The sequence below is a fragment of the Pseudomonas palmensis genome (genome assembly GCF_049942755.1).
GTDB lineage: Bacteria > Pseudomonadota > Gammaproteobacteria > Pseudomonadales > Pseudomonadaceae > Aquipseudomonas > Aquipseudomonas palmensis.
On sequence record NZ_CP187958.1, the window covers coordinates 1,298,322 to 1,319,330 of the forward strand.

13 protein-coding genes are annotated in these 21,009 nt (G+C 58.2%); 9 read left to right on the forward strand and 4 right to left on the reverse strand.

What is annotated here, in order from left to right:
- The first annotated feature begins 56 nt into the window (after nt 1-56).
- Nucleotides 57-10,322, forward strand: coding sequence for a DUF637 domain-containing protein (locus ACPRTJ_RS06000; RefSeq protein ID WP_426428360.1), 10,266 nt, complete (start codon nt 57-59; stop codon nt 10,320-10,322).
- Between the two features lie 5 nt (nt 10,323-10,327).
- Nucleotides 10,328-10,645 carry a hypothetical protein gene (locus ACPRTJ_RS06005; protein ID WP_058541370.1) on the forward strand — a complete coding sequence of 106 codons (318 nt, stop codon included), beginning with the start codon at nt 10,328-10,330 and terminating at the stop codon, nt 10,643-10,645.
- Nucleotides 10,646-10,676: 31 nt separating this feature from the next.
- Here ACPRTJ_RS06005 and ACPRTJ_RS06010 read toward each other — a convergent pair whose 3' ends face one another.
- Nucleotides 10,677-10,736: a hypothetical protein gene (locus ACPRTJ_RS06010; protein WP_081315181.1), complete on the reverse strand. Its 60-nt coding sequence runs from the start codon at nt 10,734-10,736 to the stop codon at nt 10,677-10,679.
- Nucleotides 10,737-11,038: 302 nt separating this feature from the next.
- On the opposite strand from ACPRTJ_RS06010, the gene ACPRTJ_RS06015 reads away from it, so the two are divergent.
- From ACPRTJ_RS06015 to ACPRTJ_RS06045, 7 genes are all read left to right on the forward strand, one after another.
- Nucleotides 11,039-12,319 carry a DUF637 domain-containing protein gene (locus tag ACPRTJ_RS06015; RefSeq protein WP_426429081.1) on the forward strand — a complete coding sequence of 427 codons (1,281 nt, stop codon included), beginning with the start codon at nt 11,039-11,041 and terminating at the stop codon, nt 12,317-12,319.
- Nucleotides 12,319-12,795 (forward strand): lytic transglycosylase, encoded by a 477-nt coding sequence (locus ACPRTJ_RS06020; RefSeq protein WP_078482008.1) that lies wholly within the window; start codon nt 12,319-12,321, stop codon nt 12,793-12,795. Before ACPRTJ_RS06015 ends, ACPRTJ_RS06020 begins: the two co-directional genes overlap by 1 nt.
- 826 nt (nt 12,796-13,621) lie before the next feature.
- Nucleotides 13,622-14,827 (forward strand): hypothetical protein, encoded by a 1,206-nt coding sequence (locus ACPRTJ_RS06025; RefSeq protein WP_426428363.1) that lies wholly within the window; start codon nt 13,622-13,624, stop codon nt 14,825-14,827.
- Nucleotides 14,828-14,839: 12 nt separating this feature from the next.
- Nucleotides 14,840-15,109, forward strand: a complete 270-nt coding sequence (locus tag ACPRTJ_RS06030; RefSeq protein WP_054916221.1) for a hypothetical protein — start codon at nt 14,840-14,842, stop codon at nt 15,107-15,109.
- 789 nt (nt 15,110-15,898) lie between these two features.
- Nucleotides 15,899-17,116, forward strand: coding sequence for a hypothetical protein (locus tag ACPRTJ_RS06035; RefSeq protein WP_147303853.1), 1,218 nt, complete (start codon nt 15,899-15,901; stop codon nt 17,114-17,116).
- On the forward strand, nt 17,113-17,421 hold the full coding sequence (locus ACPRTJ_RS06040) for a DUF3630 family protein (protein ID WP_054916223.1): 309 nt from the start codon (nt 17,113-17,115) through the stop codon (nt 17,419-17,421). Before ACPRTJ_RS06035 ends, ACPRTJ_RS06040 begins: the two co-directional genes overlap by 4 nt.
- 354 nt (nt 17,422-17,775) lie before the next feature.
- Nucleotides 17,776-18,045 carry a toxin glutamine deamidase domain-containing protein gene (locus ACPRTJ_RS06045; protein ID WP_353229557.1) on the forward strand — a complete coding sequence of 90 codons (270 nt, stop codon included), beginning with the start codon at nt 17,776-17,778 and terminating at the stop codon, nt 18,043-18,045.
- 490 nt (nt 18,046-18,535) lie between these two features.
- On the opposite strand, the gene ACPRTJ_RS06050 is transcribed toward ACPRTJ_RS06045, so the two are convergent.
- The 3 genes from ACPRTJ_RS06050 to ACPRTJ_RS06060 form a co-directional block, all read right to left on the reverse strand.
- A complete protein-coding gene (locus ACPRTJ_RS06050; protein ID WP_054916224.1) occupies nt 18,536-19,042 on the reverse strand; it encodes a GNAT family N-acetyltransferase in 507 nt (168 codons plus the stop codon).
- Between the two features lie 52 nt (nt 19,043-19,094).
- On the reverse strand, nt 19,095-19,499 hold the full coding sequence (locus ACPRTJ_RS06055; protein ID WP_043864366.1) for a hypothetical protein: 405 nt from the start codon (nt 19,497-19,499) through the stop codon (nt 19,095-19,097).
- 130 nt (nt 19,500-19,629) lie between these two features.
- Nucleotides 19,630-20,937 (reverse strand): carbohydrate porin, encoded by a 1,308-nt coding sequence (locus ACPRTJ_RS06060; RefSeq protein ID WP_258661706.1) that lies wholly within the window; start codon nt 20,935-20,937, stop codon nt 19,630-19,632.
- Nucleotides 20,938-21,009 lie beyond the last annotated feature (72 nt).

The window sequence follows — 21,009 nt, forward strand, 5'->3', positions numbered from 1 at the left end:
CCCCCAGCCGATTAACGTGCCCTGATGGAGGGGCACCGATTTTCCGGAGTTTTGACATGGACGCCCGCAGCCCGTTGAACCAGTACCTGGCCCTGATCGTTGCCGGGGTCATGTTCCTCAACCCGATCGTCGCCACCGCCGCGCAGGTTACCGTGGATGCGGCGGCCAAGGCCGGCACCACGGTGGGCGCAGCCGGCAACGGGGTGCCCATCGTCAACATCGCCCGCCCCAACGGCAGCGGGCTGTCGAGCAACACCTTTCGCGACTACAACGTCGGCAAGCAGGGGCTGATCCTCAACAATGCCACCAACAAGACCCAGAGCACCCAGCTGGGCGGCATCATCGTGGGCAACCCCAACCTCAAGGGCCAGGCGGCCAAGGTCATCCTCAACCAGGTGACCGGGGGCAACCGCAGCACCCTGGCGGGCTACACCGAAGTGGCCGGCTCCGCTGCGCGGGTGATCGTGGCCAACCCCCACGGCATCACCTGCAACGGTTGCGGCTTCATCAATACCCCGCGCACCACGCTGACCACCGGCAAACCGATCATGGACGGCGAACGCCTGGACCGCTTTCAGGTCGATGGCGGCGACATCGCGCTCGAAGGCGCCGGGCTCAATGCCAGCAATGTCGAACAGTTCGACCTGATCACCCGCAGCGCCAAGCTCAACGCCACGTTGCACGCCCAGCAACTGAACATCGTTACCGGACGCAACGACGTCAAGGCCGACAGCCTGCAGGTCACGCCACGGGCGGACGACGGCAGCGGCAAACCCTTGCTGGCCATTGACAGTTCCGCACTGGGTGGCATGTACGCCGGCGCCATCCGCCTGGTGGGCACCGAAAAGGGCGTGGGGGTGAAACTGGCCGGCAACATGGCCTCCACCGCCAGTGACGTGCAGATCGACGTGAACGGCAAGCTGAGCCTGGGCAATGTCACCGCCGAGCGCGACCTGAAAATCGCCGCCCACCAGGTGGAGCTCGAAGGCAAGACCTACGCAACGCGCAACGCCGAGATTCGCAGCGCCGAGCAACTGGTCAACCGGCAAAGCCTGGCTGCTCGCGAACGCATCGACGTGGCAGCCAGGCAGATCGACAACCGCGGCGTGATCGAAGCCGGTGTCGAAGCCAACAACACCCGCAACAACCGCGGCGACCTGCACCTGGCCAGCCAGGACCTGCGCAACAGCGCCAGCGTGGTTGCCAGCCGCCAACTCGAAGTGACCGCCCGCGCCAACCTGGACAACCAGGGTGGCAGCCTGAAGGGCGCTACCACCACGGTGACCGCCGGCAAGCTGGACAACCGCCAGGGCCAGGTACTGGCCAGCCACACCCTCACGCTCAAGGCCGACACGCTGGACAACCGCGACAAGGGCCTGCTGCATAGCCAGCGCAGCACCGTGGTGCAGGCCAACTCCGGCCTGAACAACCAGGGTGGTCGAGTGATCGGCCTCGACAGCCTGGCCATTGACGCACCGCAGCTGGACAACAGCAACGCAGGATTGCTGGCCAGCAACCGGCAGGTGGTGATTCAAAGCCACGCGCTGAACAACCAGGCCGGCGAGGTTTCCGGCGCACGCAACGAAGTGCGCAGCGCCAGCGTGAACAACCAGGGCGGCAAACTGCTTGGAGGCGACGTGCTGCTGATCGCCAGCGCTGCCATCGACAACCGCCTGGGCCTGATCTCGGCCAGTCAGCACCTGGACATCCAGGGCCTTGGCCTGAACAACAGCAACAAGGGCGCCCTGCTCAGTCAGGGCACGCTGAACACCCGCATCAGCGGCCTGCTGGACAACCGCAACCAGGGCAACGTGGTGAGCGAAGGCGCGCTGCAGGTCACGGCCGGCCAATTGAACAACAGTGGCAGCGGCCTGCTGTCGAGCAAGGCCACACTGACGCTTTCGGGTGAGCGGCTGGACAATCGAGGCGGTGTACTGGTTGCCGATCAGGGGCTGACGGTGGTCGGCGACACCCTCGACAACAGTGGCGGCGGCAAAGCCAGCACCCAGGCCGACCTGGTCGTTGACGTGGGCACGCTGCGCAACCATGACGCCGGCAAGCTGCTCGGCCAGGGCCGCGTGACCCTCGACGCCAAGCACATCGACAACCAGCGCGCCGGGCAGATCGTCGGCAACGATGCGGTGACTATCACCACCCACGACCTGCTCAACCAGCAAGGTGTGGTGTCGAGCATCGGCACGGTGGGCATCGCAGCTACCGGGCAACTGGACAACACCAGCGGCAAGGTCATCGGCGACAGCGGCCTGACCCTCACCGTGCAGCGTCTGCTCAACCAGAGCAAGGGCCTGCTGGCTGGACGCGATGGGGTAGTACTGCGCGGCGCCGAGTTGCTCAACAGCGATGCCGGCCGGGTCAGCAGCCTGGCTTCGGTCGATATCGAACTCAGCGGCACGCTGGACAACAGCGTGGGCGGCGAGCTGGTCAGCGAGGGCCGCCTGAGCCTGAGTGCAGCTCAGTTGGACAACCACAACAAGGGCCTGGTATCGGCCATCGATACCTTGAATGTGGTCAGCCACGGCGCCCTGAACAACCAGGGCGGGACCCTGGTGACCGACGCCGCGTTGTCGATCCGCAGCGCGAACCTGGACAACCGTCATGGCGGCGCAATCAGCGCGGTGGGCGCACTCGAGCTGCGCAGTGGCGGGCTCGACAACCGCGACAAGGGCCGCATCGGCAGCGACACCGGCATCACCCTGCATGGCGCCCAGTTGTACAACGGCGAACAGGGCCGCATCACTTCCAGGGGCAAGATCGAGGCCACCCTCAGCGGGCTGGACCAGCGCGATGGCGGCTACCTGTTCAGCGCAACCGGCATCAGCCTGGACCTGCAGGGCGGCACACTGATCAACCGCGACAAGGGCGTGATCGCCAGCCCCGGCCAACTACTGCTGCGCCAGATCGGCGCGCTGGACAACAGCGCCGGTGGCGAGATATCCAGTGACCTCGGCTACAGCCTGCACACCGATCGCCTGGACAACCAGGGCGGGCGCCTGATCAGCGCCGACAGCCTCATCCTGCGCATCGCCAACGCCCTGGACAACAGCCGCAACGGCGTACTGTCGGCGGGCGCCGGGCTGGATATCGAAGCCGGCAGCCTGAGCAACACCCATGGCGGCACCCTGGCCAGCCGTGGCGACATCGGGCTGACCCTCGAAGGCCTGCTGGCCAACCAGCATCAGGGCACCCTGTCGGCAGGCGGCAATCTGCGCCTGCACAGCGGCGTTTTCGACAACAGCGACCAGGGGCTGGTATCCGCCAACCTGGGCTTGCACATCGACACCGGCACCCTGGACAACAGCCAGGGCGGCCAGTTGATCAGCCAGGGCGATGCACGCATCGACAGCACTACGCTGGATAACCGCAGTGGCGCCATCACCAGCGCCAAAGCCTTGCTGTTGAACAGCACCGACCTGCGCAACGGCGCCTACGCCAACGCCCTGCCCGGTGGCCGCATCAGCAGTGACGCCAACCTCACGATCACTGCCCGCCACCTGGACAATGGCCCGCGCGGCGAACTCTCGGCCAAGGGCGACCTGCGCCTGAGCGTACAGCGACTGATCCAGCAGCAAGGCCGCCTGATCGGCGAACAGGCCGTGCACCTGAACCTGCAAGGCGGCACGCTGGACAACCAGGGCGGGCTGATTCACGCCCGCGGCCCGCTGACCTTCGAGCGCCTGGGGCTGGTCGACAACAGCAATGGCGGTGAGATATCCAGCGAGCAGGCATTCAGCCTGCTCGCCACGCAACTCGACAACCAGCACAAGGGCCGCCTCATCAGCGCGGGCACATTGCAGGTCGAGGCCACCAGCATCGACAACAGCAACGCGGGGCTTGTCTCGGGCCTGCAGGGCCTTGAGGTCAGGGGCACTACGCTGGACAACCGCGGCGCCGGCACCCTCTCCAGCCAACATGGCCGCCTCGACGTGCACCTTGAAGACACCCTGGACAACCGCGACCAGGGCGCACTGGTCAGCCTTGGCAGGCAGCAGATCACTGCCACGCGCCTGGATAACCGACACGGCATCATCGCCGGTGAAGCCGATGTGACCCTGAGCATCGACGGCCGGCTCGACAACAGCCAGGGTGGCCTGATCGCGGCCACCCAAACCCTGAGCCTGAACCGTACCAGCAGCGTGATCGACAACAGCGGCGGCCAGCTCAATGGCCAGCGCCTGGAAATCGACGGCAAGCAGCTGAACAACCAGAACGGCCAGGTGACCAGCCAGGGCGCACTGCGCGTCACCCTGCTCGGCGCGCTGCTCAACACCCAGGGCGCACGCCTGGCCAGTGGCGGCGACCTGCTGCTAAACAGCGCCAACCTCGACAATCGCGGCGGCAGGCTGGTCAGCCAGGCCTTGCTGCGCATCGACGCCGACAGCCTGAACAACAGCGCTGGCGGCACACTGGCCAGCCAGCAGAACCTGGTATTACGTCTGAAGGGCGACCTGCTCAACCAGCAGGACGGCCTGGTATTCAGCGAACGCGGCAGCCTCGACATCCAGGCCCAGGCCCTCGACAACCAGGCGGCGAGCCTCAAGGCCCAGGGCAATATCCTGCTGCGCCTGGGCGACGACCTGCGCAATCAGGGCGGGCGCGTGGACAGCGTGGCCGGCAACCTCGATATCCACAGCACCCACCTGAACAACAGCGCCGGCGGCATGCTCAATAGCAGCCAGGGCCGGCTCACGCTGGTCAGCGGCCTGCTCGACAACAATGCTGGCACCCTCCAGGCCCAGACGCTGGACCTCGAGGCCCGCGACGGCCTGCAAAACCGCAAGGGTTTCATCTCTGCCTTGTCCGGCGACAACCGCATCGCCACCGCCACATTCGACAACCAGGGCGGCGGGCTGTATGCCGCAGGATGGCTGGGTGTGAACGCCGGGCAGTTCCTCAACCAGGCCGGCAAGGTGGGTGCCGGGCGCATCGACTTCGACCTGTCGGGCCTGCTCGACAACCAACTGGGCCAGCTCGAGAGCGAGGCTGACCTGGCCCTGCGCAGCCAGACGCTGAACAACGCCAATGGCAGCCTGCGCGCGCTGGGGCGCAGCGGCACCACCCTGATCAGCACCCGCGAGACGTTCAACAACAACGCTGGCCTGCTGGAAACCGCCAACCAGCACCTGGACCTGCAAGTCGCCGGCCTGAGCAACAACAGCGGGCAGTTGCTGCACACCGGTAGCGGCAACTTCGGCCTGGCCGCCGACAAGGTGATGCGTGCGGGCGGCCTGCTGTACACCAACGGCCTGCTCGACATCAAGGCCGCCAACTGGACCAACAGCAGCGTATTGCAGGCCGCGCGCCTGAACCTGGACATCGGCCAGTTCACCCAGACCGCGAGCGGCAAGCTGCTGGCGGCGCAGAGTTTCACCGGCAAGGGGGTCAATTGGCGCAACGACGGCCTGCTGGCCAGCGACGGCAGTTTGCGGCTCGACCTCACCGGCACCTACAACGGCACCGGGCGCACCACCAGCCTGGGCAACCTGACCCTGAACGCGGCCAGCATCGACCTTGCCAGCACCAGCACCCTTACCGGGGGCGCCACCAGCGTGGTGAGCGCCACCAACACCTTGACCAACCGCGGGCGGATCACTTCGGCGGGCAATCTGACCGCCACGGCCGGCACGCTCGACAACTACGCCACCCTGGGCAGCGCCACGGCCTTGCGCATCAATGCCGACACCCTGCGCAACGACCGCGGGCTGATCTTCAGCGGCAACGATATGACGCTGCGGGTAGGCACCTTCACCAACACCTATGCCGACCTGTACAGCCTCGGCGGGCTGAGCATCGCCCGTGATGACCGAGGTACCCGCGCCACGCACGTGGAGAACATTTCCGGCAGCCTGGAAAGCGCCGGCAACATGAGCCTGCTGGCCGACACCCTGATCAATCGCAAGGACAAGCTCACGGTCCGGACCGAACGGGTATCGGGGAGCATCAACACCTATGCCGACGACCATTGCAAGGGTAAGGGCTGCGAGTTCCAGTTCACCGCCGTCGAGATCTCCCACGATGTCATCGACCAGGACAGCCAGGCCGCATCGATCACCACAGGTGGCAGCCTGACGTTCAGCGGCAACGAGTTCAGCAACCGTTACAGCAGCGTCTCTGCCGCCCGCAACATCAGCATCGACACTGCCGTACTCAACAACGTTGGCGTGAGCGGTGGCGTGCAGCGCAACTTGAACGGTAGTTTCTACAGCCGTAACCGGTCGCACTATTCCGGCTTCATGCAAAAGAAGAACGCGTTCAACCAGTCCGGCGTACCCGGCATGGAAACCCTGGACCAATTCCTGGCCGCCGGCGGCTACCCCGGCAAAGGCGTATACAGGTTGAGCGACAACCGCACGCCCATCGCTGGCGCCGTGGTCTCCCCTGCCGTCATCCAGGCTGCGGGCGCCGTCACCATCAACGCCACCGAGCGCATCGACAACAGTGTGGTGCGCGCCAATGCCAGCGGGGTCGGCGGCATCGGCCAACGCGGTGCCAATGCCGACAAGGCCACCGCGCAAACCTCGGTACGTGCCGTTACCTCGCAGTTGCCGCCCGACCTGGCACAGCGCCAGGTCAACCCGGTCACGCTGCCAAGCTTCAGCCTGCCGCAGGGCGAGCACGGCCTGTTCCGCCTTAGCGGGCAGACCGGCCAGACAGCCCAGGCCAGCGGTGCACTGGCCGCAGGTGCCGACCTGACTCAGCACGGGCAAGCCGGCACGCTGGGCAGCCTGGCCAACACTGCCACCGGCAACGCCGGCCAGGGTCACTGGGCAGGCCCTGACGCACAGGCTGCCAGCGTTGCCGGGCAAACCGGTACGGGCCTGGACGGCTTGCCGGCAGGCGTGAAGCTGGTACAGGGCGTGCCAACCCCGGCAACTGCCAGCCAGCCGCACAAGTACCTGGTGGAAACCAACCCGGTGCTCACCGACCTGAAGAAATTCCTCAGTTCCGACTACCTGCTGGGCAGCCTCGACATCGACCCCGACGCCACCAAGAAGCGCCTGGGCGACGGCCTGTACGAACAGCGCCTGATCCGCGATGCGGTAGTGGAGCGCACCGGGCAGCGCTTGATCGCCGGGCTGGACAGCGACGAGGCGATGTTCCGCTACCTGATGGACAACGCCATTGCCAGCAAGGATGCGCTGAGCCTGAGCGTAGGCGTGTCGCTGAGTGCCGAGCAGGTGGCCGCCCTCACCCACGACATCGTGTGGATGGAAACCATCGAGGTCAACGGCGAGCAGGTGCTGGCCCCGGTGCTCTACCTGGCCCAGTCCGAAGGACGCCTGGCGCCCAACGGCGCGTTGATCCAGGGACGCGATGTCAGCCTGATCAGCGGCGGCGAGCTGAACAACGTCGGCACCCTGCGCGCCAGCAACAACCTTTCCGTCACCGCCGGCAACATCGACAACAGCGGCCTGATGGAAGCCGGCCAGCGCCTCGACCTGCTGGCCACCGATTCCATCCGCAACAGCGCCGGCGGCATCCTCAAGGGCCGCGACGTGAGCCTGTTGGCCCTGACCGGCGATGTCATCAACGAGCGCAGCGTCACCCGCCTGGACGATCGTGTCGGCGGCGAGCACGTGGTGCAGAACATCGTCAACAATGCGGCGCGCATCGAGGCTGCCAACGACCTGACCCTCTCGGCCGGTCGCGACATCGGCTTTGTCGGTGGCGTGGCCACCGCCGGCGGCAACATTGCGCTGAGCGCCGAGCGCGACCTCTACATCGCCAGCCAACAAGTCACCGACAGCCACGAGTACCAGCGTCGCCGCGTCAGCGGCTACGACAGCACCACCACCCAGTACGTCAGCCAAGTGCAGGCTGGCGGCAGCTTCAGTGCCTCGGCCGGGCAAGACCTGTCGGTCATCGCCAGCGAGATCGAGGCACGTCGCGACATCGCCCTGGAGGCTGGGCGCGACGTGTTCATCGCTGCTGCGGCAGACGAAGAACATGCCTATTCCAAAGGCAGAAAAGGCAACACCAAAACCGAGAAACAGCACGACAGCGTGCGCCAGCAGGCGGCCGAACTGACTGCCGGCGGCTCGCTCAGCATCGAGGCCGGCGACAACCTGCTGATGGTTGCCAGCAAGGCCACGGCGGGCGGCGAGGCCTACATCTCCGCCGGCAATACCCTGCAGCTACTGGCCGCCAACGACAGCGAGTACTCGCTGTACGACATGAACAAGAAAGGCAGCTGGGGCAGCAAGAAGACCCAGCGTGACGAAGTCACCGATGTAAAGGCGGTGGGCAGCGTGGTCACCAGCGGGGGTGACCTGACCCTGGTGAGCGGCGGTGACCAGTTGTACCAGGGCGCCGCCCTGGAGTCAGGCCGCGACCTCACAATAGAAAGCGGCGGTGCGGTGACGTTCGAAGCCGTCAAGGACATGCATCAGGAGAGTCACGAAAAGAGTAAGGGCGACCTGGCGTGGACCAGTGCCAAGGGCAAGGGGCAGACGGATGAGACGCTGCGCCAGACGCAGATGGTGGCCAACGGAAACCTGATAATCAATGCGGTAGACGGCATCAAGGTCGATATAAAAAAGATCGACCAAAGGACTGTCAGTCAGTCCATCGACGCCATGGTGAAGGCTGATCCGAAACTGGCATGGTTGAAAGAAGTGGAAGCCAGGGGTGGTATCGACTGGCGCCAGGTGGAGGAAATTCACTCTAGCTTCAAGTACGACAATTCCGGTTTGGGTGTTGGAGCACAACTGGCTGTAGCTATCCTGATGGCCGCCGCAATGGGCCCGGCAGGATTCGGTCTCACGGGCTTTCAGCTAGGCGCAGCAACAAGCCTGGCAACAACCGGTGCGGTCAGTACGATCAACAACCAAGGTGATCTCGCAGCAGCGCTCAAGGAAACACTAAGCAAAGACAGTCTGAAGAATGCAGCAGTCTCCTCACTGACGGCAGGTTCATTTGAATACGTAGACACTCACTGGTTCGGCGTAGAACAAAGCGGTCAAGCGGGCGGATTCGCGAAGGCTGCCGATGGCACCCTCATTCCGGTTTCCAGCAACCCGCGCAACGTACTCACATGGGCGAACGCCTCAGATACGCTCATTCGGGCTGGTGCGCACTCGCTTGTTTCGAGCGGAATATCTACGGCCATCAATGGCGGCAGCTTCAGCGACAACCTGGGTAATGCTCTAGTCGGCCAGGCAGGCAGCATCGCCATGGCCACGGGCTTCAAGTTTGCCGGTGACCAGACCATTCGATTTGAGAACGGCAGCCTGCCCAAAATTGTGGTTCATGCCGTCATGGGTGGTTTGCTGGCAGAGGCCACGGGCAGCGATTTCAAAACTGGCGCCATGGCTGCGGGCTTGAACGAAGCCATGGCAGATACGCTGTCAACGTTATCCGGTGGCGACACCAACGTTCATGTGATGCTGTCCCAATTGACTGGTGTGCTTGCCGCCGCAGCCGTCAACGGTGATCTTCAGAAAGGCTCCGAGGTTGCTCAGAGTGCAACCATTTACAACCATGACCTGCACAGGAAGAATGCCGAAAGCTTCGCCAAAGGCATCGCCGATGCATGCAGGCAAATGCCCGGTTACTGCGCGCCAGGGGCTGAAAACGTAACTGAACAGCAGATGGTTCAAGCGCTGGAAGCCACCGCGCGGCATGGTCAAGGGAGGGAAAAGGTCGATCCTGCTGCGCTGCAATTGGTCAGTCAGTTTCTGAACCAGTTTGAGAGCACCAAAGATACGCTGTTTACGCCGACCGAATCGGAGAGTCATCGGCTTGGGGTGGAGGCAGAAGCGGAACTGGCGCTGGCGATTATTTCGCTGGGAAGTGCTGCTAAAGCTGTGGCTTCGAAAACGCCAGGGTGGCTTGAGAAGCTGGCGGGGATGTTGCAAAGCGGGGAAAAAAATGCAACAAAGGCTGCAAAAGGAACTGTGCCTAGTGGGTTTGCGAATACAAAGGAGTTTTCTAGTTTCGGCGGCAGTGTAAGAGATGGTTTATCGAAAGCTGGTTACGGAAATGTTGAGCCCATTCTTCAGGGGAGCGCGGTAACAGGTAAAAGTTACCGAACTGGACAGGCGTTTGATGTGGGGAGGACTAGTGACTTTGATATTGCACTGGCAAGTCCGGAACTTTTGCGAAAAGCAGAATCTTTGGGGATTGGGTTAAGAAGTGGCGGGGCACGAACTGGTCCACTAAGCATGAGAGACCTAAAAGCGTTAGGTTTAAATGATCTGGCTAGTCAGCTGACTAAACAAGCCGGCCGAGATGTTAACTTCATGATTTATGGTTCGACATCCTCAGCAACAAGTCGAGCTCCAAGTCTTATTTTACCTAAGTGATTAAAATGCCTGCTTATGATTTATATGGTTTCAAGGGTGCGGCTATTTTGGAGGCCAAATCAAAAATCGAGGAAAAGTTAAATTTTTCTTTTGAGGAGAGAGATAGTTCATATCAAGGAGGGATCTATTATAAGTTTGGCGACAAGGAGTCAGAAAGCTTTGTTCTGAAAGGAAATATTGACCCTTTTGATGGAGAGTCTGTTGAGCAAATGTTCTCGGACTGTCCGATTTTGCTTTATGTGGACATGACTCTGCGCTCTGAGGAGATTAAATTGTTGTTAAGTACAGACTTTTATTTGCTCAGGCATGAATTGTTTGATTAGAAATATCCCCCGGCGTTGCCGGGGGATATTTTCACTCTGCCGTAATCACCAAACACCCCTTCATCACCCGCACTTTCACGTTCTCATTCACCTCAAACCCCGCCTGCCTTAGTCACAGCCCGCGTAACCTGACCTAGGGCACGGACCGGGCGCTAGCGTAGTCATTGTCCTTGTCGCTGGCCGGGTAGAAATCGGCGTTCAGTGCATGCACCTTGATTGCACTATTTCTGAACCCTATTTGCATCTTAAGCGCTCCATGAACCCCACATTCCAAGCACTTATCTGATGCTTGATGCTGTGGTCCTGATTTCTTTCTGAAGCTCAGCACCCTCATTCCGGTTTCCAGCCCCCCCGCACAACGTACTCACATGGGCGAACGCCTCAGATACGCTCATTCGGGCTGGTGCGCACTCGCTTGTTTCGAGCGGAATATCTACGGCCATCAATGGCGGCAGCTTCAGCGACAACCTGGGTAATGCTCTAGTCGGCCAGGCAGGCAGCATCGCCATGGCCACGGGCTTCAAGTTTGCCGGTGACCAGACCATTCGATTTGAGAACGGCAGCCTGCCCAAAATTGTGGTTCATGCCGTCATGGGTGGTTTGCTGGCAGAGGCCACGGGCAGCGATTTCAAAACTGGCGCCATGGCTGCGGGCTTGAACGAAGCCATGGCAGATACGCTGTCAACGTTATCCGGTGGCGACACCAACGTTCATGTGATGCTGTCCCAATTGACTGGTGTGCTTGCCGCCGCAGCCGTCAACGGTGATCTTCAGAAAGGCTCCGAGGTTGCTCAGAGTGCAACCATTTACAACCATGACCTGCACAGGAAGAATGCCGAAAGCTTCGCCAAAGGCATCGCCGATGCATGCAGGCAAATGCCCGGTTACTGCGCGCCAGGGGCTGAAAACGTAACTGAACAGCAGATGGTTCAAGCGCTGGAAGCCACCGCGCGGCATGGTCAAGGGAGGGAAAAGGTCGATCCTGCTGCGCTGCAATTGGTCAGTCAGTTTCTGAACCAGTTTGAGAGCACCAAAGATACGCTGTTTACGCCGACCGAATCGGAGAGTCATCGTCTTGGGGTGGAGGCAGAAGCGGAACTGGCGCTGGCGATTATTTCGCTGGGAAGTGCTGCTAAAGCTGTGGCTTCGAAAACGCCAGGGTGGCTTGAGAAGCTGGCGGGGATGTTGCAAAGCGGGGAAAAAAATGGTGCAAAAGCTACTGGTGGCGCTGCTGGAAAGGTAGATGATGTTGTAGCTCCATCGTCTAAACCTGAATGGTTGCAACGGCTTGATGCGGGTAATGAGTTTAATAAGGTACAGTCTAAAAACTACCCGAATAACGAAGTTTATATTCAGCGACCTGACGGGAATGGCTATTATCGTGTTGATTCGTATAATCCCATAAAAGGCGAAATCGTCTCTCGTAAATTGACACAGCTTTCTGAGGTTTCAGAGGCGACAGCAAAGAGCTACATAAATGAGGCCATTACGAAATACCCTTCTGGTGCGACCATTGCGAAAGTTCCATCTAGTGGGTCTTTGGGTGGTCAAAAATTGCAAAGTACTGTTATTCTGGAGGTTCCTCCACAGAATGGAGTAATTCCAAAAGCCATCTTGGACTCTGCCAATAAAGCAGGGGTTTTAATTAGAGATACTAATGGGAAGGTGTATTGATGGAGCTACCTATTTATTATTGTAAGACTTGGTTTCGGATGAAGAAGTTTGCGATAGAGCCTATGGATGAATCTCTGGCACATTCTAGGCATCTCTCGGGTGAGTCATATACGGCTCTCATTGGCTCGGACTCTGCGCCATCTTGCTTTGTTGAGTTCTCCATAGATAAAGGAATGGTTGGTGTCGGTTTTTTAGATAAAAAATGTCGTGAGTACCTGACCTACCAATTTCAAGTAACAGATTCGGATAACTTATTTTTGACTATGGCGACTCATCGTGAGTTTGAAGGGGATGGAGACGAGGTCATAGGTGGGGAGTCCTATATTTTCAATGAGGAAGGCGGTCTTGTTATTAGGCGAGAAAAATTTAATCCTCATGAGATTGAAGAGGCTAGATCAAGTTTCGAACCGTCTCGAAATTATGAAAAAATTCCCGAGTTTGGTTGTTACTCTAATTTAACAAAAGCTGATAGATGAAACAGGCAGGTGAGTTCCATTATAAATTTTAAGGGGTCTGAGTTGATATGGCACCGGCCTTGCGCCGGTGTTTTTGCACCCTGTCTGCACCCTTTTTGCCGCCTTCTTGCATCCTATTTGCATCCTTTCTGCAGTCAAGTTGCATCCCTTTTGCACCCACCCTGACGACCTACGGTCTAGCTGCTCAATACGCCCTTTTTGAGCATGATTTTTCGCTACTTAACAGGAGCAAAATCTCAATACACAACACGCACCCCCGTCCGGGGTAAGTGTTTCCTTGTAGATCAACGGATTAGCCATTTTTCGTGCTGATTGATGGCTATACATTTGTAATACAAAACAGAGCTAACTATTTGATTTGTCTAGGATCATGTGTATAGCTTTTGTTATACATCGCTCCATAGCTTCGCTTGCTTAGCTGTTTCGCCTGTCCCGAGCCTTTTCCAACGGATCAACCAGTTGCTCTGTCATGGCCAGCAGAAAGAATCCCCAGACGATAGCGGCATAAGCCCAAAAGCTATTGAGGTACTGTAGCCAAATGAAATGATCGTGACCAAATATGCTCAGCAGAGCATAGGCAAACAACAACGCTGCGATAACTGGAAATAGCAGAAAATTTGTCTTTAGGTACAGCTCAAAATGTAGTTCGGCAATTAGTTTGTAAGTGAGAAGTCAACAATCAGCTGTCGCCGGTAGAGTATGAGAAACGCTATTTTCTGAGCTTGGAGAATGTCAAGGAAACCAGGGGCGATTCAAACTGCACCTGGAAGAACGCAAGCTCATCTCCGAGCAAGCCAAGGCGCTCGCGCAAAAGCATAACATCAGCATGGCCGAGGCATTTGCCTACTACACCGACAAGGACTGGCAGACCACGATCAGCGCTGCGGGCGTGAAGTTCGACGACAGCACCCTCGCCCACCTCGGGCAGGCGCTGGCGCCGCTCGGGGCGAACTATGCGACCACGGACAAAGGGGATGTGCCGAGCATCAGCGAACCGCACAAGGTGTATACCGCCTCGGAAACGTTGGCGTTGCTCAAGAACTACGAGATCAACCACGCGAACTTCTATGATCCGAAGGTGAATCAGGAATACCTGATCAACGACAGATTCCTTCAGAACTGGGAACAACTCGCCTATTACGACCGCAACCTCAATTACGGCAAAACCGATCTGCTGGGTGGTGGGATTGGCGTAGGGCAAGGCATTGCGGCGGCAGTGGCCGAGTCAGCCAAAAACATCTACGGCTTGGGTGAAGGGCTGGTCACGGACTTTAGTGGCACCAGTTCTCGTATCACCAACGGACTGATTCAGAAGGCCAGCAATCCGTACGAAGTCGCACAAGCCTTTGAGAGCGCCAAGCAGGACGCGAAAGTCCAGGCATTTGTTTTGCGCCTGCAAGGCCAGGAACAGGCTGCCCTGCGGGTGGAAATGCAGTGGGAGACCGAGTTCGCCCTGAGCTTTGCGGTGATCAACAAGGCAGGGAAGCTGGGGCAGGTTGCGAAAGCGCTTGGGGAGCGGGAGACGGCTTGGAAGGCGTCGAGCCTGGTGGACAACGCTGGTGGTAAAAATGGGCCACCTGGAAAGAATCCGAATTCGACAAGTGGTATAACGGATGCGGAGGCAGGGATGCCTTATGCGCATTCGGTGGGGGGTGCAAAAGGAACTGGGGCTGTTGTAGATGACACGATCAAGGCATTACCAGCCCCAAGACAAATAGATGCATCGTGGAGCGCGAGCACTTATAACAAAGGCGGTTTGATGACAGGTATTGAGCATGTATTCTATCGCCATGGACCTGATTCAGGATTTGCGAATGTTAGTAAGTTCTCGCAAGGAACATCTGTTAAAGATGTCTCTAGTTATGTTGATAACGCACTGAAATATGGGAAGGTAACTCCTAATGGCCCAGGTGGGCACGTTATTGAGTACAATGCAGGTAAGGTGATTGGAACAAACGTCTCAGGCGCTCCAACATCGACAATCAAAATAAATGTTCGGGATGGTGTGATTCAGACTGCATTCCCGTACTAGTTAGGAATGGTTATGAGCAGTGGCGGCACACTAATAGAACGATTTGTCGCCCAAGAGTTGGACGACAGCGTTCGCTCTATTTTGAAAGATGCCTTTGATGAGCGGATGTGCTCAAAGAGCGTTCTGCTCAGGGAGTTCGAGTTTAATTGCTTTGACGTTTCTTTGGACTTTGAAAAAGGCATCGTCACATTGCAAGATGTTCTTTCCGCTGGAGAGAGTAGCTTTCTTGATATACCGATACGTGATTTTATCTCTGCTTGCGGTTTGAATGTCTCTTGTTAATTGTAGAAGCCTAGGTGTGATCTGACACCGGCCTAGCGCCGGTGTTTTTGCACCCGATCTGCACCCTTTTTGCCGCCTTCTTGCATCCTTTCTGCAGTCAAGTTGCACCCCTTTTGCACCCACCCTGACGACCTACGGTCTATCTGCTCAATACTCCCTTTTTGAGCATGAATTTTCGCTCCTTAACAGGAGCAAAATCTCAATACACAACACGCACCCCCGTCCGGGGTAAGTGTTTCCTTGTAGATCAACGGATTAGCCATTTTTCGTGCTGATTGATGGCTATACATTTGTAATACAAAACAGAGCTAACTATTTGATTTGTCTAGGATCATGTGTATAGCTTTTGTTATACATCGCGCCATAGCTTCGCTTGCTTAGCTGTTTCGCCTGTCCCGAGCCTTTTCCAACGGATCAACCAGTTGCTCTGTCATGGCCAGCAGAAAGAATCCCCAGACGATAGCGGCATAAGCCCAAAAGCTATTGAGGTACTGTAGCCAAATGAAATGATCGTGACCAAATATGCTCAACAGAGCATAGGCAAACAACAACGCTGCGATAACTGGAAATAGCAGAGAATTTTTCTTTAGATACAGCTCAAAATGTAGTTCGGCAATTAGTTTGTAAGTGAGAAGTCAACAATCAGCTGTCGCCGGTAGAGTATGAGAAACGCTATTTTCTGAGCTTGGAGAGTGTCTAGGAAACCAGGGGCGATTCAAACTGCACCTGGAAGAACGCAAGCTCATCTCCGAGCAGGCCAAGGCGCTGGCGCAAGAGCAGAACATCAGCGTGGCCGAAGCCGAGCGGCGCATGGCCGAGGCATTTGCCTACTACACCGACAAGGACTGGCAGACCACGATCAGTGCTGCGGGCGTGAAGTTCGACGACAGCACCCTCGCCCACCTCGGGCAGGCGCTGGCGCCGCTCGGGGCGAACTATGCGACCACGGACAAAGGGGATGTGCCGAGCATCAGCGAACCGCACAAGGTGTATACCGCCTCGGAAACGTTGGCGTTGCTCAAGAACTACGAGATCAACCACGCGAACTTCTATGATCCGAAGGTGAATCAGGAATACCTGATCAACGACAGATTCCTTCAGAACTGGGAACAACTCGCCTATTACGACCGCAACCTCAATTACGGCAAAACCGATCTGCTGGGTGGTGGGATTGGCGTAGGGCAAGGCATTGCGGCGGCAGTGGCCGAGTCAGCCAAAAACATCTACGGCTTGGGTGAAGGGCTGGTCACGGACTTTAGTGGCACCAGTTCTCGTATCACCAACGGACTGATTCAGAAGGCCAGCAATCCGTACGAAGTCGCACAAGCCTTTGAGAGCGCCAAGCAGGACGCGAAAGTCCAGGCATTTGTTTTGCGCCTGCAAGGCCAGGAACAGGCTGCCCTGCGGGTGGAAATGCAGTGGGAGACCGAGTTCGCCCTGAGCTTTGCGGTGATCAACAAGGCAGGGAAGCTGGGGCAGGTTGCGAAAGCGCTTGGGGAGCGGGAGACGGCTTGGAAGGCGTCGAGCCTGGCTGACAACGCTGGTGGTAAAAATGGGCCACCTGGAAAGAATCCGAATTCGACAAGTGGTATAACGGATGCGGAGGCAGGGATGCCTTATGCGCATTCGGTGGGGGGTGCAAAAGGTACTCCTGCTTGGGACAACGCTATATCTAAAGCTGACGGAGACTTCGGGTATCTCCCACCTGTCCGACAAAACTATGTTAAAGATGTTTACGACTTGCAAGGTGCTGTGGACAAAATGCGTGCCGGCGGCGCTAGCGCAGAAGAAGTCGCAAAATATGCATATGGCGCAAGAAACGAGTTGAAAGTAAAGTATAGGGAGTATACGCCTCCGGATATGCTTGACGTAATCGATGCAAGAAATTTAGAGCGATATGGTAACAAGATCGGCCCTGCATTTGATGATTTAGTTAAAAAGGGAAAAACTTTTGATCAGATAATTGAGAGCTCTACGCGAGCTGGTGGTGGAGATCTTTTTCAATGAAAAAATTTATTGATGAAAAAGTGTTTTCTCTTGGCCGCATGAGGTCTGGGAGACTGTATGCGGAGCTGACTTCTGATGTGGGCTGGGAAGGCTTCCCTAATTATGCCGAAGAATTCGTTAAGTTATTTTCTGGAAAGATTATTAGCAGAAGTGATTCTGTTGATACTAGAGTGTGGGGGGTGATTATAAAAGACCGGCTCCTGCGATTGGTTTATGAAGACTTTCCTGTGATGATTAGTTTGGAGTCGCAAAGTGAGGAGGGGGATCGACTTATCGAGGAATTAAAAGAAATTTCTATTAAGTAGAATTAGTCCTTCGGTGCAAAAGGCGCAGGTGAGGTTGCCTCTATAGGCGGAAAGGCCTGTGTTTATAACTGCGTTATTGATGGCGTGACTCGTTACGTTGGAAACCGACGACATAGTTAAACGCAGTCAAGCTCACCTCAGACAAAAAGGTATAGTGGTTTCCGAAATCAGAGGGCTTGAGAATATTTCTCGTGCTGACGCTCGGGCAGTTGAGCAAACACTGATCGATTACGATGGCCTTGGTAAAGATGGCGGCACGTTAATCAATACTAACTCTACATAGTCCATCAAAAAACCGACCAAGTATGGTTTGTTTTGCGCCTGCAAGGCCAGGCGAAAGGTGTCCCGCTGAGTGTGTTTCAAAAACAATTTGGCTCTAAATTTGGCCCTATAACGGCGCCTGACAATATTGCGCAGCAAATGGCAAGCTCCGGAAATGGCGCTCGGGGAGTTGTGTTTGGTTCTTATGGGCTGGGTCAGCCAGGGCATGTTTTCAATGTGTTTAATCAGAATGGTGTTGTTAGATTCCTTGATGGGCAGACCGGGAAGCCAGCAAATCTCAGTAATTTCAAAATACTACGCAGTCTGGTGCGCTTCATGTTCTTGGAACAGCAAAGCCCTTAGAAAGTTATTTGGAGGACTACATAAAAGAGAAGGCCGTGAAATCTAGGTGATTTAACGGTGCAAAAGCAACTGGTGGCGCTGCCAGAAAGGTAGATGATCTAGCTACTAGTGGCTTAAGCTCAGCGTCAAACCTTCCAAGTGGAACAGGTCTTGGGCCACGCTTACGCACAGTGGTTTCCTGCTGCTGACCAAACAGCTCTTCGAGTTTGGTCGAAAGCAGTCGGGCCAGCTCTCATCGCTGGAATAATTGTCAATGCACGGCGGTATGGATCTCTGACATTCCGCACAAGGGCGGGTGGGCCGGGTGGCTCGCTCTGGCTGTGGGACGGTGACGAAGAGTATCGACCGGACAGGGCATTCAGCTCGCAAGAGCAGAAGTACCCCACCCGAGGATTAATCAGCGCGCCCTTGCTGGTCGAGCGCATCGAAAAAAACTACAGGGCCCAGCCCCATGAAGTCTGGTGAGGCTTGCCGCTGGTAGCCGGCCCTTTCAATGCATGACCGCCCGCGTAATCAAAAAGCTCAGCAACTCGCCCTCGTCATCCAGTTCGATGGCCTGCACCGGCCGTGGCAGGTTGTCGAGCACGCTGCGCCAGAACGCCTGTGAGGTTTCATCCTGGTCATAGAAGCGCACCAGCCAGTCCCCTTCCCCACTCATCAGCACCTGGGTAGCCAATGCCTGGCCGATGCCCTTGCGCCGGTAGCGCTTGAGAATGAACAGGTCGGCCAGCTCCTGTGCGTCCAGCCCTGCCAGTTCGCTGCGCTCGACCAGCAGGAAGCCGGCGATGTAGCCATCGACCAGGATCAGGTTGGCGCTCCACTGCGGCTCCTGCCAGTAGCGGGCTAGGTGTTCGTCGTGGATGTAGAAACGGCCGTCCACCTCGACGTCTTCCTGCTCCCAGTCCGAGGACTCGTAGGCATAGAACTGGTAGAGGTTGCGGATCAGCTCGATGTGTTCAGGGCCGGTCGGGATCAGTTCGACGGTGAGTTCACTCATGGCTACGGCAGGGGCTCGATGAAAAAGAGCGCGCAGTCAGCCACGATTCGCGTCACAACTCAACCCATTCGCCCTGCGAGTAGACGCTGAACCGGTTCGACTCGGAAAGCCGCATGGTGTAGGACGATTGCACGTGGTGGGTCTGCCCGCCGTCGCCGAGCAGGCGTACTTCGGCACCGCAGATGAAGTTCGAATCGCGGTCCGGGCCCATCGATGCGCAAGAGACAGTGGAGACTTCTATGCGGCCCAGCACCTTGATCGGCGACGTCATCCGGCCACTGGCGTGAAGCTTGCGGGTGAAGTCAGCCATGGCATCTTGCACCTGGCCCTGGGTCGGCATCCAGTCGGGGCAGACATAATCGTCACCGCTGCAACTCTTGTCCGAGGCCGCAGGGGCGGCGTAGGTGAAAACCGGGAAGGAGAACAGAGCTAGGGCAAGCAGTGAAGTGCGAAGCATGAAGGCAGGCCATCCTGGGCGATCTGGGCGCGGGATGATGTCATGCACCCCTCTTCGCCAGCAAGGCTGGCTCCTACAGTCCTGTGCAGGGGTCAGCCTCCCGGCGAACAAGCGCATCGCGCTCACTCCATCAGAACTGCACCTTCACCTGTACGCCGGCCAGCAACGCGTCCTGGGTGTCCTTGCCGGAAAATGCACCCGGCTCCATCACGTACTGCACGCTCGGGCGCACCGTCAGCCAGCGGGTTACCTGGGCGGTGTAGCTCAGTTCCACCAACTGCTCGCCCATGTCCAGGTTGCTGACACTCTGCGCCTGGGCCAGGTCGCCACCGCGCTCCAGGTTGGCGATCTGGACATCGCGGCTGCGCGAGTTGAACACCGCACGGCCGTATGCCAACCCCACGTTGTCATGCTCGCGCGAAGCGAACGGTCGGCTCAGCACCGCTCCGGCCGCGTACCAGTGCGAGAACGGCGAAGTGGCCGTGTCGGTGTCGGTGGCCTGCGCGAACAGGCGTACGCTGCGCCCCCGGGTCGAATCCGAACGCCATACCATCTGATCGACCAGGACATAGGCACCGTGACGCCCCGCCGCCTTGCTGTCGGGCTGGCCGATGCGCGCAGTGTCGGAGGTGTCGTAATACCAGCCGAACTTGTACTGCCCATCATAGGTAGCCAGGTTGTTGTAAATCAGCTCCACCGGCAGGATGGCCCCGGTGGTGCCGCTGGAGGTCAGGTCGAAGGCCTTGGACGAGGCGCTGTTGGTCTCGGGGTTCACGTTGAACCAGGCGGTCTGCACCGTCCACTCGGGGCTGATGCGGTATTTCAGTTCCATGCCCCAGTGCGCCGTGGGGTAGTTGCCCCAGCCACTGCCACCGGACATGCTCAGCGGGTGCGCGCAGAAACCTGCGTTGACGAAGTTGGTGAGGATGCCCATGCCGCCGAAGTCATTGCCCATGGCCATCCAGCCGAGCTTGACGTTCAGGTCGTCGGTGAACAGGCTGCGCGCATAGCTCAGTTCGCTCAGGCGCGTGTACAGCCCGCCATAGATCTCCTGCACCGGCAGCCGGTTGCCCACCAGGTCTTGCGAGGCGCTGTTGCCGCGCCGGTCATTGATCGTCAGCTGGACCGTGCCTGCATCCGCCTCGCCCAGCAATGTCTCGAGGTCGAAGGTCGCGCCCAGGCGGACCTGCTGCGCATAGCGCGCACCGTGCTTGAGGCCACCGCTGACCAGGCCCATGGTTTCCGACACATATTCGCCGGTGAGCTTGACGCCGCTCGCCTCCAGGCGTGAGCGGCTGCCGCCCCAGTCGCCGGTCAGGGTCGGGCTGTCGACAAGGTTGTCGAATGCATCGGCCTGCACCGCACACGCCAGCAGGCTGGAAGAAAGGCCCACGGCAAACGCGAGGGGGCTGAACGGAAAACGCGAAAAGAGGCTCAAACGGCCCTCCCGAAAGACAATAGATCACCACCCGGTCAGCGACGAAGGCGCGAACCGGGACACAAGAAATGC